Source organism: Kiloniellales bacterium (assembly GCA_030066685.1).
GTDB lineage: Bacteria > Pseudomonadota > Alphaproteobacteria > Kiloniellales > JAKSBE01 > JAKSBE01.
Genome location: JASJBF010000025.1, coordinates 1 through 16,075 on the forward strand (window position 1 = coordinate 1; position 16,075 = coordinate 16,075).

A 16,075-nucleotide genomic window follows, 5' to 3' on the forward strand; every position below is an offset into this window, starting at 1 on the left:
CTGCCGCTGGAGATCATCGTCATCGCGGTGGCGATCCCGATGATCCTGCTGGTCTGGCCGCTGTAGCGGGCCGGCGCCGGAGCCGTCAGAACTTCAGGTCGTAGGTCAGGGAGATCGAGGCCTCGGCGAGGGGGCCGGTGCCGGCGTCGTCGGAGAAGGAGGTCTCGCCCTCGAGGCCGAGGGTGCCGTGCCAGAAGCGGGCGGTGGTGAGGTCGAATTCCAGGTCGAGGCCGTGGGAGTCCCGGGCGCCGCCGCCGTCGATCTCGCGCTGCAAGGTCCAGGTCGCACCCGCCGAGAGCGCCCAGTCGGCGATCCGGACCGCGCGGCTGAGGCCGAGCTCGAGGCTGGAGTCGGCCGCGGTCTCCGCGTCCGGCGCCCGGTCGCGCCGCGCGGAGCCGGACAGGTCCAGGGTCGTGGTGCCGCCCTGGTGGTCCCAGGCCAGGCGCAGGGTCAGGCTGCGGGTCCGCTGGTCGAGGTCTTCGCCGCCCTCGGGCTCCGCGTGATCCGCCAGTTCCTGCTCCAGGGTCAGGCTGACGTCCTGGGGCAGCAGCCCGTGCAGGCCCGAGAGGTCGAGGTCGAGGCCGGCCGACCAGACCCGCCAGCGGTCGGTGTCCCGGCCCGTCTCGCCCTCGACGTTGTCGGTCGCGACGCTGTGCGCCAGGTTCAGGCCGAGGCGCCGCCAGTCGAGCGCCAGGGCGAGCCGCCGCCGCGCCCGGTCGGCGTCCAGGTCGACGCCCTCGGCGGCATAGCCCGGGCTGGCCAGGGCGAAGCCGGCCGTGCCGGAGAGGGTCAGGCCGTCGCCACGCCAAAGCTCCGCCTCAAAGCGGGTGCGGGTGGCGTAGCCGCTCGGTTCCCGCGCCCGGTCCAGGGCGAGGCCGAAGTCCGTCGAGGCCCGCAGGCGGTCGCCGAAGAGGCCGAAGCCGTTGCGGGCGCCGAGGTAGCTGGTGGGCGCCGCCTCGGTCGCATCCTCGGTCAGGAAGGAGGTCTCGACGGACCAGCTCGCCCAGTCGTCCTCCGGGCCGAGGTCGGCGGTCAGGGTGGCGAGGGTCGGCCGGTCCTCGGCCTGGGCGACGTCGAGGGCCAGGCGGTCGCCCAGAAGCGCGGCGTCGAGGGAGAGGCCGCAGGGGCTGTCGAAGGCCGGCATGAGGGAGTTGTCGGCGCGCAGCCGGACCCGGCCGGCCTCGGCGCGCGGGGCGGCGTCGCCCCAGGACCCGGCGGCATCGGATACCGCCGAGCCCAGGGGGTCCGTCTCCCTCGAGAGATAGCCGAGCAGCTCGCAGTCGGACGCACAGGCCGTTCCCGCCATCGCCAGAAGGCCGGCCGCCGCGATGACCGAGGCCGTCGCGGGGCGCCGACCCGCGGTCGGCCCCCCACGAACCGACGCAGGAAGGCGTGCCGCCGCCGCTCGCGGGCCGCTCATGTCGTCAATCCCTGGCAAAGGTCTTTTTCTTTCGGCAAGTGGCGCTGGGACTTGCCGTCGATACGGGATACACCGGAGCCCGTTACGGACTCGCTAACGGGATGCGGGAAATGCACGCAAGTCTGGGCGCGGAGGCTTCTTCTTCACGTCGGCTCGGTCGCGGGCTGCGTTGCTCGACACGCCCGAGGTGTCACCCCCACCCCAACCTTCCCCCATCAAGGGGGGAGAAAGTGGCGGCGGCGGTCCGTAAAAGCCCTCCCCCTAGATGGGGCGCGTCCGCGCGGCGCTGCGCGCGGGTTGGGTGGGGGTGATGACACCGCTCGGGAAAGCGAGGACTAGAGCACGATGATATGAGGTTGAAGCAACCTCATATCTGAATCGTGCTCTGATCTGTTGAAGTAGAGCGGGATTCAGATTTGAAGTCGAATCGACTTCAATTCATCCCGCTCTAGGCGGTGTCCTTCACGGCTTTGAGATCCGCGAGCACCGGCATGGCCTCGAGGTCGGCCGGGGTGAGGCGGGCCCAGTCGATGCCGCGCGGCGGTGCCGGCGGATCGGCAACGGCGTGGGTTCGGGTCGGGGTGACGATGAAGCTAAGCGGCAGGTCGTTGCCGACCTGGGGAAAGCCGGCGACGACCTGGACGTCGTGGACCGTGGTCGCAACCGGGACCGGCGCGTGGCCCAGCTCGGCGAGGATCGCGAACTCGATGTCGCTGTAGCCCTCGCCTTTGCCACAGCGGAAGCCGGCGGCGGTGACCGCGACCGAGCCGCAGACGATGGCGTCGAGCTGCGGCAGCTCGGTCAGGGCGACGTCCTCGGCGAAACGCCGGCACTTGGACATGGTGGTCGCCGCCGGGATGTCCTGGGGCGAGATCCGCGCCGGGTCCAACATCATGAAGCCGCCGGCCAGGCGCGGGGTCGGGACATAGACCGTGATGCCGCGGCGCAGGGCCTCGGCGCGGACCGGGCGCTGGGCGGCGTCGGGATTGACCTTGATCCGCCGGGCGTCGCGGAAGGCCGGGATTTCGAAGAGCCGGGCGGCGGCCTGGGACGCGCCCTTGAAGTTCGGGATCCGGCCGTGGGGCGGGAAGGGGAAGGCGGCCAGGCGCTCCTCCTGGAGACGGTCCCAAACCGCACCGCGCGCCGCCTGCTTGCTGGCGAAGGCGCCGGTCATCGCCGGCGCCTTCGAGCGGCGCTGGGCCGGGTCATCTTGTGGAAGTCGGCCGGCTTGTTCCTCAGCCAGCGCAGGAAGGGCGCGATCTCGGGATGGCGGCGCAGGGCTTCCGGTGTGGCGTAGTCCTGCGCCAGCTCACGCTCGCCGAGGACGTCGTGGACCTTGCGGTGGCAGATCGGGTGCAGCTCGACCGTCTCGCGCCCGCCGTAGCTGCGCGGCACCAGGTGATGCTTCTCGCGCAGCCGACCCAGCGGACGCCGGCACAGGGCGCAGGTGTCTTGCTCCATCGCGGCTCCACCTCGGCCAGGGACCGCGGCAGTGTAGCGCGCTTCGGCGGAGCTGCGACCCCGGCCCGGAGCGGGCTAAAGGGCGTCCAGGAGCGACAGGACGACCCGCGCCTGGTTCTCGGCGGCCACGGCGAAGAAGGTATCGAGCTCGCCGGCCGCCGAGTCCCCGCCGCCGGCCAGGTCGGAGACGCTGCGCACGGCGATGAAGGGCACGCTGGCCGAGTCGGCGACCATGGCCGAGGCCGTGGTCTCCATGTCGAGGACCAGGACGTCGGTCTCCTCGCCGCGTTCGCCCGCCTCGTCGAAGTTCAGGGTCTCGGCAACGAAAGCGCGGTAGCGCGCGTTGTCGACGAAGGTCGGCCCGGAGACCCCGTTCTGCCCGACGATGAGCCGGGGCGCCGGCTCCAGCGGGGTGCCGAGGCAGCTCCCCTCCGGGCCGGGCTCGGCGCAGTCCAGCAGCTCGACCTTCAGGCCCTGCGCCGCCGCGAAGAGGGTCTCGTCGGCCGGGAACCAGAACTTCAGGTCCTGGTCGGTCTCCGGGTCGGCCGGTGCCCCCGGAAAGGGCACGGCGCGCAGCTGCTGCTGATCCTGCTCGTTCAGGAAGAACTGCGGGGCAGCGGCCGAGCTGACGTTGGTGTCGCGCAGGAAGGCGTTCTTGGCATCCGGCCGGAAGAGGGAGTTGCGATCGGCGCGGCCCGGGCGCCGCTCGCTGCCGAAGACGAAGTTGCAGCTCTTGGCCTCGGCCGACGCGTCCTGGAGCGTGTGGTTCAGCTTGAGCCCCGGCAGGAAGGCGCAGGGCACCTGGTTGCCCTTGGTGTTGAAGAACATCTCCTGATGGAAGCCCCAGCGCTGCGGGATCACCACCGAGCCGATGGGCGCCTCGTTGGGGGTCGCCGGGTCATCGTCGTTGGCGCCCAGGCCGCCGATGCCCCCGGCGATGCCGCTGAAGACGACGGCGATGACCTTGAAGCGCTCCAGGGCCAGCTGGGTCACCATGGCGGCGTTGACGATGGAGATGTTGGTCAGCACCACGACCACGTCCTGGCCGCGCAGCCGCCCGGTGGTGAAGCGGTGGCCGTTGATCACCACGCAGCCCTCGAAGGCGTTGGCGCCGTCATCCAGCTGCATCTCCTCGATGAAGCGGTCCGCCTCGCCGGAAAAGGCTGAGATCAGGGCGATCCGGGGCGTGGCGTCGGTGCCGCCGGTGCAGGCGCCCTGGATCGGTGCCGCGGCCGCCGGCGCGGAAAGGAGCAGGCCAAGGCCCAGCATGAGCGGCAGGGCGGCGCGGAGGGCGCCTTGCTGGGATCGCTTGATCATCGTCGAGAGTCCTCCCGGAAAAGCGGGCGCTCCAGCGTCGAGTCCGGATCGCGCGAAGCAGGCGCACCACTATAGCGATTGATCGCGGCAAAGAAATTCCATCTCGCCCAGCCGGCCGTGACGAAGTCGTGACCGGGCGGGGCCTCGCCAGGTTTCGGAACCCGGGGGCTGTCCGAATCCCTCGATCGCTGCTAGTGAGACGGGGAGAGCAACCCGCGGGACGGAAAGGATGCCGCAGCACCTGGGCCTGGTCGCCCTGCTGGTCCGGGACTACGACGAGGCCCTCGGCTTCTATGTCGGGAAGCTGGGCTTCACCCTGGTCGAGGACCGGCCGCTGGACGGCGACAAGCGCTGGGTCGTCCTAGCGCCGCCGGGATCGCGGGAGGCGCGCCTGCTGCTGGCGCGGGCGGCCACGCCGGCGCAGGCGGAGCGGGTCGGCGACCAGACCGGGGGCCGGGTCTTCCTGTTCCTGGAGACCGACGACTTTCGGCGCGACCACGCCGACTACCGCGCCAAGGGCGTGGTCTTCCGCGAAGCGCCCCGGGAAGAAGCCTACGGCACCGTTGCGGTCTTCGAGGATCTCTACGGCAATGCCTGGGATCTGTTGGAGCGGCGGACCTGAGCGCCGCAAGTATGCTGGACCAAGATCACGGAGGGAGGTTCCGAGGTGGCGCCACGCCCCATCATCATCGACAGCGATCCAGGGACCGACGACGCCATCGCGATCTGGCTGGCCCTGGCCTCGCCCGAGCTCGAGCTGCTCGGCATCACCGCGGTCGCCGGCAACGTGCCGCTGGCGCTGACCGAGAAGAACGCCCGCAAGGTCTGTGAGCTGGCCGGGCGCGGCGAGGTCAAGGTCTTCGCCGGCTGCAGCCGGCCGATGTTGCGCAACCTGGTGACGGCCGAGTCCTTCCACGGCCACGACGGCCTGGGCAACGCGCCCCTGCCCGAGCCAAGCATGCCGCTGCAGCCGCAGCACGCGGTCGACTGGCTGGTCGAGACCCTGATGGCGGCCGGGGGTGAGGGCGTGACGCTCTGCCCCATCGGGCCGCTGACCAACATCGCCTTGGCGATCGTCAAGGAGCCGCGCATCCTGCCCAAGATCCGCGAAATCGTGCTCATGGGCGGCGGCTTCTTCGCCGGCGGCAACACGACCCCGGCGGCCGAGTTCAACATCCACGTCGACCCCCACGCCGCCCATGTGGTCTTTACCAGCGGGGTGCCGCTGACCATGATGCCGCTGGACGTGACCCACAAGGCGCTGATGACTTCGGAGCGGATCGCCGCGGTGCAGGCCCTGGAGACGCCGGTCGCTAAGGCCGCGGCGGGCATGATGGCCTCCTACGGCGCCCACGACGCCGAGAAGTACGACCGGGACGGCGGGCCGCTGCACGATCCCTGCGTGATCGCCTACCTGCTGGAGCCGGAAATCTTCGACGGGCGGGACTGCAACGTCAGGATCGAGACCACCTCGGAAGCGACCCTGGGCATGACCGTGGTCGACTGGTGGGGCACCACGGCGGCGCCCAGGAACTGCCGGGTGATCAACGAGATCGACGCGGGGCGCTTCTTCGCCCTGCTGACCGAGCGGCTGGCGAGGCTCTAGCGGGCTGTTGAACAATTGCGAGCCGCCACCCTCGCCCTTCGACAAGCTCAGGGTGAGGGTGAGCAAGTCAGGAGGCTTCACCTCATGCTGAGCTTGTCGAAGCATGACCTCTGGCAAGGGCTCCTAGAGCGGGATGAATTGAAGTCGATTCGACTTCAAATCTGAATCCCGCTCTACTTCAACAGATCAGAGCACGATTCAGATATGAGGTCGCTTCAACCTCATATCATCGTGCTCTAGGCACATCAGCAGCCCGCGAGAGGAAACAGGTCCACAGACCGCCTGCCTTGGCCAACCCAGGCGGGGATTCGCAGTATCGAGCTAGGAGAGACGCGCCATGACGACCTTGACGGTAGCCGAGATCCCGGTCGGCAACGACCGGCCCATGCTGCTGATCGGCGGCATCAACGTGATCGAGTCCGAGGACCTGGCCTTCCGGGCCGCCGAGCACTTCGTCGAGGTGACCGGAAAGCTGGGCATCCCCTACGTCTTCAAGGCCTCCTTCGACAAGGCGAACCGTTCTTCCGTGCATTCCTTCCGCGGCCCGGGCCTGGAGGAAGGGCTGCGGGTCCTGGAAGCGGTCAAGGCGCGCTTCAAGGTGCCGGTCATCACCGACGTCCACGAGGTCGCCCAGGCCGAGCCCGTCGCCGAGGTCTGCGACATCCTGCAGATCCCGGCCTTCCTGGCCCGGCAGACCGACCTGGTCGCCGCCATCGCGGGCACCGGGGCGCCGGTCCACGTCAAGAAGCCGCAGTTCATGAGCCCGCCGCAGGTCAAGAACCTGGTCGAGAAGCTGCGCGAATGCGGCAACGACCAGGTGATGCTCTGCGAGCGCGGCGCCTGCTTCGGCTACGACAACCTGGTGGTCGACATGCTCGGCTTCCGGACCATGAAGGACGCCAGCGGCGACGCGCCCCTGATCTTCGATGTCTCTCACGCCCTGCAGATGCGCGACCCCGGCGCCGCAGCCTCCGGTGGGCGCCGCCGGCAGGTCGCCGAGCTCGGCCGCGCCGGCTTGGCGGTCGGCATCGCTGGTCTGTTCCTGGAGGCCCACCCCGACCCGGACAACGCCAAGTGCGACGGCCCCAGCGCCCTGCCCCTGCACCTGCTGGAGCCCTTCCTCGCCCAGATGAAGGCGGTCGACGACCTGGTCAAGTCGCTTCCGGAACTGCGGATCGAGTGATCTGGCACCAGTCTGTAGATTTCGGAGAGGCACCCCACCCCCACCCCTACCCTCCCCCATCAAGGGGGAGGGAGAACGTCACGGCCGCCGACCACTGAAGCCCTCCCCCTGGATGGGGGAGGGTTGGGAGGGGGTGGCTGTCCGAACCGCGTAAGTGCGCGCTCGACCTGGGCCCTAGCCCAGCAGCAGGCGCGCCGCCGCCACCGCGAGCACGCCGCAGAGCACGGCGGCCAGGACCTGGCCCGTGAGGCGATAGGCCAGGGCGGTGAGCGCAGCGCCCGCCCATTCGAGCGGGCCGCCCTGGACCACCATGGGGGCGATCAGGGCGGCGAAGGTGGCGCCGGGGATCTGGTTCAGGATTCGGGCCAGGCGCGGGCCGGGCTCGACCCCGGCGAGCAGCAGGAAGCCGCCCAGGCGGCTGGCGTAGGTCACCGCGGCCATGCCGGCGATCACGAGAAGGTGCAGGGGCTCAAGCGTCATCGAAGAGGCCTCCGGCCAGGCTGCCGGCGAGGCCGCCGACGAGCACGTGCCAGCCGGCCGGCAGCAGCATCCAGGCGATGAGGGCGACGCCGGAGGCGACACCCCAGGGCAGCAGGCTGCCCTTGCCGCGCCAGAAGAGCAGCAGCAGCGAAAGGAAGAGCGCCAGGGGCAAAAAGTCCATGGCGAAGGCGCGGGGATCGACGACCAGGCCACCGAAGACGGCGCCGAGACCCGTCGTGGCGATCCAGACCGGATAGAGGGTCAGGCCGCCGCCCAGGAGGTAGGCCACGTCGCCCTCGCCCCGGCGTAGCCGGGCGACCGAGAGGCCCCAGTTCTCGTCGACCATGAAGAACAGCGAGAAGCAGCTCAGCGGCCGGGGCAGCGGCCTCAGCCAGGGGGTCAGGGTCATGCCCATCAGCAGGTGGCGGGCGTTGACCGCCAGGGTCGCCATGACGATGGTCAGCACCGGCAGGGGCGCGGTCCAGAGCTCGGCCGCGACCATCTGGCTGGCGCCGGCGAACACGGTGGCGCTCATGACTATGACCTCGGCTGGGCTGAGCCCTTTCTGGGCCGCCAGCAGGCCAAGCACCAGGCCGAACATCGCCGCACCCAGGGCGAAGGGCAGGATGTCCCTGGCCCCGGCCAGGAGGCCGGGCAGGCTGAAGGCGATCTTCATCGCGAACCCTCCGTCGCGTCCTTGGATGGCGAGGGCATTATCCGATCAGATGGGATCGCTTCGCGATCCATCTGGCCGGATGTAATGCCCTCGTTCCAACGTGTTAGCGCACTACTCCCGGCCAGACGCGAACGCGTCTGGTCGGGAAGTGCGCTAGAGGCTAGGGTCCCAGCCGGCGGAAGCCTTGCACGTTCTTGCCGTTATCTACGCGGCCGGCGGTCAGCCCTTGCGGAACTGGCCCGGGGTGAAGCCGAGGCTGCGCTTGAAGACCCGGGTCAGATGGCTCTGGTCGGCGAAGCCGCAGTCCAGGGCGACCTCGGCGATGGGCCGGCCGACGCGCAGGCCCTCCTGGGCCCGGGCGACCCGGAGCTGGATCTGGTAGGCGTGGGGCGGCAGACCGGTCGCCGCCTTGAAGACCCGGGCCAGGCGGAAGGGGCTTAGCCCGGCGACGGCCGAGAGCTCGGCCAGGGTGACCGGCTCCGCCCAGTGGGCGTGCAGGTGGTCGCGCGCCCGGCTGACCGCGCGCGGTGCGGCGCCCAGTGGCCGGACCTCCTGGGCTCCGCCGTAACTGCGCAGGGCATAGCCCAGAACCGCGAGCAGGGATTCGTGCTGTCCGAGCAGCGCGTCGGGCCGCGCCTCGCTCCGGCGCAAGCCGCCGTGAAGCCGGGTCAGGGCCCGGCGCAGCCTGAGGTCCCGGGTCACCCGCTCTGGCATGACCTCCGGCCCCGGCACCCCGCCGACCAGCTCGCCCGCCGCATCGTCCAGCAGGCGCTCCGGCAGGTAGAGGGTCAGGATCCGCCAGCCCTCGGCGTCGACGTTGCCGCCGGCGTGGACCCAGCTGCGCGGCATCATGACCACGCTTCCGGCGTCCGCGACGATCCGGCTGCCGCCGCGCTCGACGCTGTGGCTGCCGCAGTCGATCAGGCTGATCACGTCGCGGTCGTGGGCGTGGGCCGGAAAGCGATAGCGGCCGAAATCGGCCTGCAGCACCTCCAGCCCTTCCAGCGCCGCGACCCGGCGAAAGGCCCGCACCCGCCCGCCCTCGGCAATCTCCGCTTCGACTCCCATGGTGGCAGCGTAGCAGCCTGCGCCGAACCCGCCTTGAACGTTCTTGCCGCTCTGCCGCGGGGCGCCGGCAACCCGGAGAATGCTGGCGATTGTCTCGAATCCAGAGGTTTAACCGGGCTTTTGCGGTTTCGCGCTAAAGCTGCGCTTCGCCACGGTGTTGAAACGTTAGCACCCACGGAGCGGGCGAGCGATAAGCAGGATTACGGGGACCTTGGGGGCGCGGCGACGGGATGGCTCAGACGATTATTCCAGCCAGCGGAATGCAAGGCGGTGTCGGCGCCCCACAGGCGACCGGCGATCGTGAGACGTGGCATCCTCCCCTATCGCTATGGCGTTGCTATCTGCTTTGCGTCGTCAGCCTTGGGCTATGGCTTCCTGTCTGGGCCTGGCGGCTCGCAGACGACCTGAGGCGACATCGCGACGACAGCGTCAGGCCCTGGGCCATCTCGCTCGGGATGCTGGTTCCAATCCGTGGCTCTAGTTTGCTTCTGGACCTTGCGGACGCGGCAGAGAAGATCGATCCGGACGCTTGCAAAGCGCAACGGGACGCACACTGGAGCCGTTCCTACCTAATCGGCGGCCCACTCTGCCTTTATCAAAGCTACCTGGGCGCCGCCCTGATGTTCAGCATCCCTTCAAACGGCGTTTCCTGTCTTTGCTTCGTGCCGCCAGCTATCGTGTTCTTGCTATTGCTGCCCTTGCCGGTTCTTGCAATTCAGAAACGCATCAACGCCCTAAAGGCGAAGTTGGCCGCGCCGCGCTGGACGCACAAGGCATACCGATGGAAGTCGAGCCATCGGTTTGCCAAGATCGGTGTGATTGCGATGGTCACCACCTTCGCGCTTTCGCAATTGGACACGAAGATCGACCGCTGGCGGGGCGAATCTCTCACGGCGAACCTTGCCATCGCCGGAACCAGCGGTCTCTACACCCTGACCCCGTCCGAAGCGGGCTGGGTCCGGGTCGGCGCCGATCACTTCCATGCGGATAGCGACCTCTCGCTCTACGGACCAAGCGAGGAGACGCACGTTCTGATCTGGGTTCGCTGCGACGGGGTGAGCGTCGAAGACCGGGTACGCTTCCGCCGCCGCAAGAAGCGTGCGGCCTACCGTGAGATGCGCATCGACGAGGAAAGACGGCTTCTGCCGGAGTCCTTCCTGCCGATCTCGTTCGCTCGCTACGAAGGCGTTCGGAATGGTCGGACGAACGCCAGCCTGGTTGCCACCGTCGCTCAGGGCGACGTCATGGTCGAAGTAATCGGCACGAGCACCGGCGGCGAGGAAGAGCGCGCAGCGATGGAGCGCATGGTCATGAGCTTGAAACTGAAGGAGGACGTCACGTCGTGCGACGGCAACTGAGAATCCTTGTACTTCTGGCCAGCGCGCTGCTCGCCGGAGATGCCGCCGCCGGAAACGCCCAGCGCCTGACATCCGGTGGCCAGCCAGTCGATTTCGCCCTTTGGTCGCCGCAGCCGCCGGGCTTTGCCTTCGAGGACCTGGCCTTGGGCGAAGCGCGCCGGGATGCTCTCGAGCACGAGGGAATCGATTATGCCGTCCGGCTCTTCCGCGCCGAGATCCATCTTCGGGCCGACGGCGACGTCGAGGAGACCAGGACCACCGTTCGGCTGTTGCTGAGCCAAGCCGCGATCCGACGCCATGGCGACGACGACGCATGGGTGGACGCCTACAGCCAGACCGCGACGATCCGCGAGGCCTACAGCCTGCTGCCGAGCGGCGAGCGGATCGAGGTCGAGCCGGCGACCATCCAGGTCACGCCGGACGACGAAGACCGGATCTTCAGCGACGAGTTCCAGATGATCGTGCCCTTCGCGGGCCTAGTCCCGGGCGCCATGACTGTCTTGGCAGTCCACTCGCGGCACCGCAGCCGGGACTTTCCCCTGCCCTGGTCGCGCATTTTCTGGCCGCAGATCACGCGCCCCAGCGAGCGTTTCGAGGTGGTGGTCACCTGGGACGCGGGCGTCACGCCACCGAAATGGCGCAGCGACATGCCGGATCTGACCTGCGAGGAGGAGGGCCGCCGGCGCCTGGTCTGCGGCGCCTCGGAGGTCCCGGCCTTCAAGACCGATCCGGATATCCTCTACCGCGACACCATGCCGACCCTGGTGATAGCCGAGGCGATCACCTGGTCGGAGCTCGTGCGGCGCGAGATCGAGCTCTTCAACCGGGCCCTGGAGGACAGCGCCGCGCTGGACCGGGCGGTCGCGCGCCTGACCGAGGGTGCCGAGGGCGCCGAAGAGCGCCTGGCCCGGATCCACGCCTTCGTCGCCCAGGAGGTCCGCTACCTTGGCCTGGAGCACGGCCTCGGCGGGATCATCCCGCGCCCGACCCACCGCACGCTGTCACGGCGCTTCGGCGACTGCAAGGACAAGACCGCGCTCTTCGTCGACCTGGTGCGCCGGGCCGGCATCGAGGCCTTTCCGGTGCTCACTTCGACGCGCCGGGAGAACGTCGGGAAGCTTCTGCTGCCCGCCTCGAGCTACTTCAACCACATGGTCGCCTGCGCCAGACTGCCCGACGCGGAGGGCGGGCCGGAGCGGGAGATCTGCGTCGACCTGACCGACCCCTACAGCGCCTATTCGGTGCCCTATCGAAGCGTCCAGGGCGCGATCCGGCTGGACATAAGGCCCGAAAGCCGCGCTCCCGGACAGATGCCCGCGGCGGACTACGGCTGGGTCCTCACCGTCGCCTCGAACAATGTCCTGACCCCGGAGGGCAGCTTCGAAAAAGACGCGACCCGGACCTTTGCCGGCATGAACGCGGCCTGGCTGAGAACCCGCCTGCAGACCCGCAACCCGGAGGAGCGGCAGGAATGGCTGACCGAAGACTTTCGGGACATCCACACCGACGCGGTCGACTTGATCTCAGTCGCGACCGAAGGCGTGGAACGCTTGACCGACGAGGTGACGATCCGGACCAAGTCAGTCTACGCCGAATCCTTCGATCCGGAGGACCTGAGCAGCTTCAGCCATTGGGAGACCGAGATGTTCAACGAGGCCCGGAACTTCCGGACCGGAAACGAGAACCATCCCTATGCCTTTCCGGGGCTGCGCTACCACGGCGTAAACCGCTACACGCTGCCCGAGGGCCATCGCGTCGTCCACGCCGGCGCCCGCATCGACTTCGACTCGGCCTTCGGCCGACTGACGCGCAGCTATCGGATCGAAGGGCAAAGCTTGGAAGTCACCACCGAGCTCAGGATGCCGCGCCAGCGGATCCCGACGGAGTCGATCCCCAGCTTCAACGCCTTCATCGAGCACATTACCGATCACGCCAAGATCGCCTTCGACATCGCGAAGGAGTGAATACGGAGGAAACCTGGACCCGTGACCGAGGTCGCCTTCGGACAGCCGTCGCTCTGAGGCCGGCTACCCAGGCTTCCGGCCGAACTCCCGGCCCTTGGTTTCGCAGGCGCCCTTGACCGGAGAGACGACCTCGGCTTCCAGGCTGCCGCCGTCGATCTCCTCGCGCTCCAGGGCGGGCGGGCCCGGGCGCTGCTCGGCGGCGCGGTGGAGCTGGACGATCTCGGCCAGGATCGAGAGGGCGACCTCCTCCGGCGTGGCGGCGCCGATGTCGAGGCCGGCGGGGGCGTGCAGCGCCGCGAGGCGCGCGGGATCGGTGCCGGCCTTCAGGAGGGCTTCCTTCAGGGCGGCGGCCTTGCGCCGGCTGCCGACGAAGGCGACGTAGGGCGCCCCGGTCGCCAGGGCGGATTGCAGAGCCTCGCGGTCGCGCTTGCCCTGGGTCGCGACCACGACGAAGCCGCTCCCCGCCCCGACCGCCGCGCCGAGGTCGAAGCCCTCGATGCGGTGGTCGGCCTTGGCCAGGCGCTCGTGGTCCTCGGGCGCCGCCGCGGCGGTGACCGCGAAGCCGGCGCCGCGGCCCAGCTCGGCCAGGGCCCGGGCAACCGGCGAGGCGCCGGCGACGATCAGCATGGGGCGCGGCAGGACCGGCTCGACGAAGAGTTCGATGCTGCCGCCGCTGGGGCAACCGCTGGCGTGTAGCTCGACGTCGGGCGCCGCCGCCTCGGCGGCCAGCTTGGCCTTGGGCCGGACCCGGACGTAGCGCGCCCGGCCGTCGGCCAGGGCCCGGGCCGCGACCTTTCGGGCGGCGGCCTGGGTGCAGCCGCCGCCGATCCAGCCGTGCAGGCCGCCCTCCAGGTCGATCACCGCCTTGGCCCCGGCCTTGGCCGCGGTCAGGTCCTCGGTGCGCACCACGGTGGCCAGGGCGAAGGGCCGCCCGGCCGCCTTGAAGCGCGCCATGCAGTCGATGATGTCCTCGGTCTCGGCGGTCATGACCATCATGGTCCCATTCCCCTCAGAGCTTGGCCAGGTGCGGCTCGAGGGCGGCCAGGCTGTCCAGGGTGTGGGCCGGCGCGAAGAGGTCGACGTGCGGCAGGGCCGCCGCCATGCCCTGGGCGACCGGCTCGTAGCCCTGCCAGCCGATCATCGGGTTGAGCCAGATGACGCGCCGGGCGCGGCGCTTGAGGCGCGCCATCTCGGCGGCCAGAACCTCAGGCGGGCCGGTGTCGTAGCCGTCGCTGAGGATCATCACCACCGCGCGCCCGTGCAGCAGCTGCTTGGCGTGGTTGTCGTTGAAGCTGCGCAGGCTCTCGCCGAGCCGGGTGCCGCCGCCCCAGCCGGCCGAGAGGATATTCATCCGGTCGACCGCCTTCTCCAAGTCGCGCTCGCGCAGCACGGCGCTGATGTGCACCAGGCGGGTGTGGATGACGAAGGCCTCGGCCCGGGCCAGGGTCTCGACCAGGCCGCGGATGAAGCGGATGAAGAAGCTGCTGTAGAGACTCATCGAGCCGCTGGCGTCGAGCATCATCACCAGCTTGACCGGCCGCGGATGGCGGCGGCGGTAGGCCAAGTCCAGGGGCAGGCCGCCGTGGCGCAGGCTGCGGTGGATGGTGTTGCGCAGGTCGACCCGACGGCCGCGGCGCCGGACCCGCTCGCGCCGCGACAGGCGCCAGCGCAGGCGCCGGGCGAGGCGCTCGGCCAGGGCGTAGACCGCCTGGAGATCCTCGGCCGTCTCCAGGTGGCGGAAGTCGGTGCCCGCCAGGCGCTCGGCCGCGCTGGCGCCGCCCAAGGTCTCCTCGACGCCCGCGCCCTCGCCGCCGGAGCCCAGGGGCGCCGGCGAGGGCACCTCGCCTTCCCCGCCCGCGCGCGGCAAGGAGCCGGAGACCCGCAGGACGGTGCGTTCGCTGTCGTAGAACCAGAAGGAGTCGAAGAGGTCGTCGAAGCGTTCCCAGTCGGTGGTCGAGGCGCAGAAGATCGCCCGTAGTCCGCGGCGCAGCTCTTCCCGGTCGAGCAGGTCGAAGTCGCCGGCGAAGGTCAGCGCGTCGAGGCTTTCCTCGATGCCGACCGGAAAGCCGTTGTCCCGGGCCCGGCGGGCGAAGGCCAGCAGCTTGCGGTGGATCCGCCGGCCGTCCGGCTCCCCGTCGTCCCGGAGGCCGTGGAGGCCCGAGGTGTCCGGGCTCATAGCGCCTTGGCGGCCAGGCGGTCGACCACCTCGGGGGTGATCCGGCCGCGGTCGCTGCGGGTCTTCAGCAGGCACATGAGGGTCTGGCGCATCTCCTCAAGGTCCTCGTCGATGCGCCGGGCGCCGAGGCCGGTCAGCGCCCGCGCCCAGTCCAGGGTCTCGGCGATGCCCGGCTTCTTGTCCAGGTCCTCCCGACGCAGGGCCTGGACGAAGCGTACGATCTGGCCGGCCAGGACCCCTTCGATCCCCGGCACCCGGGCGTCGACGATGGCCAGCTCCTTGGCCTCGCTGGGATAGTCGAGCCAGTGATAGAGGCAGCGCCGGCGCAGGGCGTCCGAGAGTTCCCGGGTCGAGTTCGAGGTCAGGACCACCAAGGGGACGCTGGTCGCCGCGATGGTGCCGAGCTCTGGGATGCTGATCTGGAAGTCGGAGAGCACCTCCAGCAGGTAGGCCTCGAACTCCTCGTCGGCCCGGTCGATCTCGTCGATCAGCAGCACCGGCGGCGTGGGCCGGGAGATGGCATCGAGCAGCGGCCGCTTGAGCAGGAACTTCTCCTGGAAGACGTGCTCCTCCTTCTGGTCGGCGGTGAGCTGCTCGCCCTCCCAGACCTTGATGGCCAGAAGCTGGCGCTGGTAGTTCCACTCGTAGACCGCGGCGTTGGCGTCGAGGCCCTCGTAGCACTGCAGGCGGATCAGCTCGGTGTCCAGCGCCTGGGCCAGCGCCTTGGCGACGTCTGTCTTGCCGACCCCGGCCTCGCCCTCGATCAGCAGCGGCCGCTGCAGCCGCTGCATCAGGGCCAGCGCCATGGCCAACTCGGGATCGGCGACGTAGCCGGTCCCGCCGAGCTTGTCCTTCAGGTCACGCCAGTTCACGCTTTTCACTGCAAGGCCTCGGTGTCCCCAATCTCTCCCTCCCCCCTTGTGGGGGAGGGTTGGGGTGGGGGGTGGGAGGTGAGCTCGGCCTCGATCGAAAGGACCACGCCTTCGAAATTTCCGAGCACCTCAGAGTTCCAGAAACGGATGACCCGAAATCCATCTTCTTGGATGCGTCGAGTTCGCGCTGTTTCCCTAGCCGAGCCAAGATCATGCTGACCGCCGTCCACTTCGATGACCAGCTTTGCTTCATGGCTGGCGAAGTCCACGACGTAGGGGCCGATTGAGACCTGCCGCCGAAACCGGATGCCAGCGATCTGCCGTCGACGCAGATGCGACCAGAGGCGCATCTCTGCGTCAGTCGGATTCTTGCGTAGAGATTTGGCCCGTTCGCTCACATGCATCCCTGTCGGAGAGACATGAGACTAGGTCTTACCCCCCTCCCCACCCCTCCCCCACAAGGGGGGAGGGAGCTCGTCGCGATGCTCTGAAGC

Annotated in this window: 16 protein-coding genes; 5 read left to right on the forward strand and 11 right to left on the reverse strand. The window is 69.5% G+C overall.

The window, feature by feature from the left end; translation table 11 throughout:
* Positions 1-85: 85 nt before the first annotated feature.
* The 4 genes from QNJ30_14335 to QNJ30_14350 form a co-directional block, all read right to left on the reverse strand.
* A complete protein-coding gene (locus QNJ30_14335; protein MDJ0944640.1) occupies positions 86-1,420 on the reverse strand; it encodes a hypothetical protein in 1,335 nt (444 codons plus the stop codon).
* 448 nt (positions 1,421-1,868) lie between these two features.
* Entirely contained in the window at positions 1,869-2,594 is a 726-nt protein-coding gene (locus QNJ30_14340; GenBank protein ID MDJ0944641.1) for a 5-formyltetrahydrofolate cyclo-ligase, read from the reverse strand.
* Positions 2,591-2,881 (reverse strand): HNH endonuclease, encoded by a 291-nt coding sequence (locus tag QNJ30_14345; protein ID MDJ0944642.1) that lies wholly within the window; start codon positions 2,879-2,881, stop codon positions 2,591-2,593. The genes QNJ30_14340 and QNJ30_14345 overlap by 4 nt, the downstream gene beginning before the upstream one ends.
* A gap of 75 nt (positions 2,882-2,956) precedes the next feature.
* The gene (locus QNJ30_14350) at positions 2,957-4,198 is read right to left on the reverse strand and encodes a hypothetical protein (protein MDJ0944643.1); all 1,242 of its coding nucleotides are present in this window, start codon (positions 4,196-4,198) and stop codon (positions 2,957-2,959) included.
* 229 nt (positions 4,199-4,427) lie between these two features.
* On the opposite strand from QNJ30_14350, the gene QNJ30_14355 reads away from it, so the two are divergent.
* The 3 genes from QNJ30_14355 to kdsA all read left to right on the forward strand — a co-directional run bounded on the left by QNJ30_14355 (position 4,428) and on the right by kdsA (position 6,987).
* The gene (locus QNJ30_14355; protein ID MDJ0944644.1) at positions 4,428-4,820 is read left to right on the forward strand and encodes a VOC family protein; all 393 of its coding nucleotides are present in this window, start codon (positions 4,428-4,430) and stop codon (positions 4,818-4,820) included.
* A gap of 45 nt (positions 4,821-4,865) precedes the next feature.
* A complete protein-coding gene (locus tag QNJ30_14360; GenBank protein ID MDJ0944645.1) occupies positions 4,866-5,804 on the forward strand; it encodes a nucleoside hydrolase in 939 nt (312 codons plus the stop codon).
* 337 nt (positions 5,805-6,141) lie between these two features.
* Positions 6,142-6,987 (forward strand): 3-deoxy-8-phosphooctulonate synthase, encoded by an 846-nt coding sequence (kdsA, locus tag QNJ30_14365; GenBank protein ID MDJ0944646.1) that lies wholly within the window; start codon positions 6,142-6,144, stop codon positions 6,985-6,987.
* Positions 6,988-7,161: 174 nt separating this feature from the next.
* Here the strand turns inward: kdsA and QNJ30_14370 are convergent, their stop codons facing one another.
* The 3 genes from QNJ30_14370 to QNJ30_14380 form a co-directional block, all read right to left on the reverse strand.
* Positions 7,162-7,467, reverse strand: a complete 306-nt coding sequence (locus QNJ30_14370; protein ID MDJ0944647.1) for an AzlD domain-containing protein — start codon at positions 7,465-7,467, stop codon at positions 7,162-7,164.
* The gene (locus QNJ30_14375; GenBank protein MDJ0944648.1) at positions 7,457-8,143 is read right to left on the reverse strand and encodes an AzlC family ABC transporter permease; all 687 of its coding nucleotides are present in this window, start codon (positions 8,141-8,143) and stop codon (positions 7,457-7,459) included. Before QNJ30_14375 ends, QNJ30_14370 begins: the two co-directional genes overlap by 11 nt.
* A 219-nt stretch (positions 8,144-8,362) precedes the next feature.
* Positions 8,363-9,211: an AraC family transcriptional regulator gene (locus QNJ30_14380; GenBank protein ID MDJ0944649.1), complete on the reverse strand. Its 849-nt coding sequence runs from the start codon at positions 9,209-9,211 to the stop codon at positions 8,363-8,365.
* Positions 9,212-9,441: 230 nt separating this feature from the next.
* Between QNJ30_14380 and QNJ30_14385 the strand changes: the two genes are divergently transcribed.
* Together QNJ30_14385 and QNJ30_14390 are read left to right on the forward strand one after the other, a co-directional pair.
* Positions 9,442-10,569, forward strand: coding sequence for a hypothetical protein (locus QNJ30_14385; GenBank protein ID MDJ0944650.1), 1,128 nt, complete (start codon positions 9,442-9,444; stop codon positions 10,567-10,569).
* Positions 10,554-12,533, forward strand: coding sequence for a DUF3857 and transglutaminase domain-containing protein (locus tag QNJ30_14390; GenBank protein MDJ0944651.1), 1,980 nt, complete (start codon positions 10,554-10,556; stop codon positions 12,531-12,533). The genes QNJ30_14385 and QNJ30_14390 overlap by 16 nt, the downstream gene beginning before the upstream one ends.
* 63 nt (positions 12,534-12,596) lie before the next feature.
* Here the strand turns inward: QNJ30_14390 and QNJ30_14395 are convergent, their stop codons facing one another.
* From QNJ30_14395 to QNJ30_14410, 4 genes are read right to left on the reverse strand one after another with little or no spacing between them, the layout of a single operon-like run.
* Positions 12,597-13,529: an XdhC/CoxI family protein gene (locus tag QNJ30_14395; GenBank protein MDJ0944652.1), complete on the reverse strand. Its 933-nt coding sequence runs from the start codon at positions 13,527-13,529 to the stop codon at positions 12,597-12,599.
* Positions 13,530-13,542: 13 nt separating this feature from the next.
* Positions 13,543-14,709 (reverse strand): VWA domain-containing protein, encoded by a 1,167-nt coding sequence (locus tag QNJ30_14400; GenBank protein ID MDJ0944653.1) that lies wholly within the window; start codon positions 14,707-14,709, stop codon positions 13,543-13,545.
* Entirely contained in the window at positions 14,706-15,590 is an 885-nt protein-coding gene (locus tag QNJ30_14405; GenBank protein ID MDJ0944654.1) for a MoxR family ATPase, read from the reverse strand. Before QNJ30_14405 ends, QNJ30_14400 begins: the two co-directional genes overlap by 4 nt.
* Positions 15,587-15,979 carry an endonuclease domain-containing protein gene (locus tag QNJ30_14410; GenBank protein MDJ0944655.1) on the reverse strand — a complete coding sequence of 131 codons (393 nt, stop codon included), beginning with the start codon at positions 15,977-15,979 and terminating at the stop codon, positions 15,587-15,589. The genes QNJ30_14405 and QNJ30_14410 overlap by 4 nt, the downstream gene beginning before the upstream one ends.
* Between the last annotated feature and the right edge of the window lie 96 nt (positions 15,980-16,075).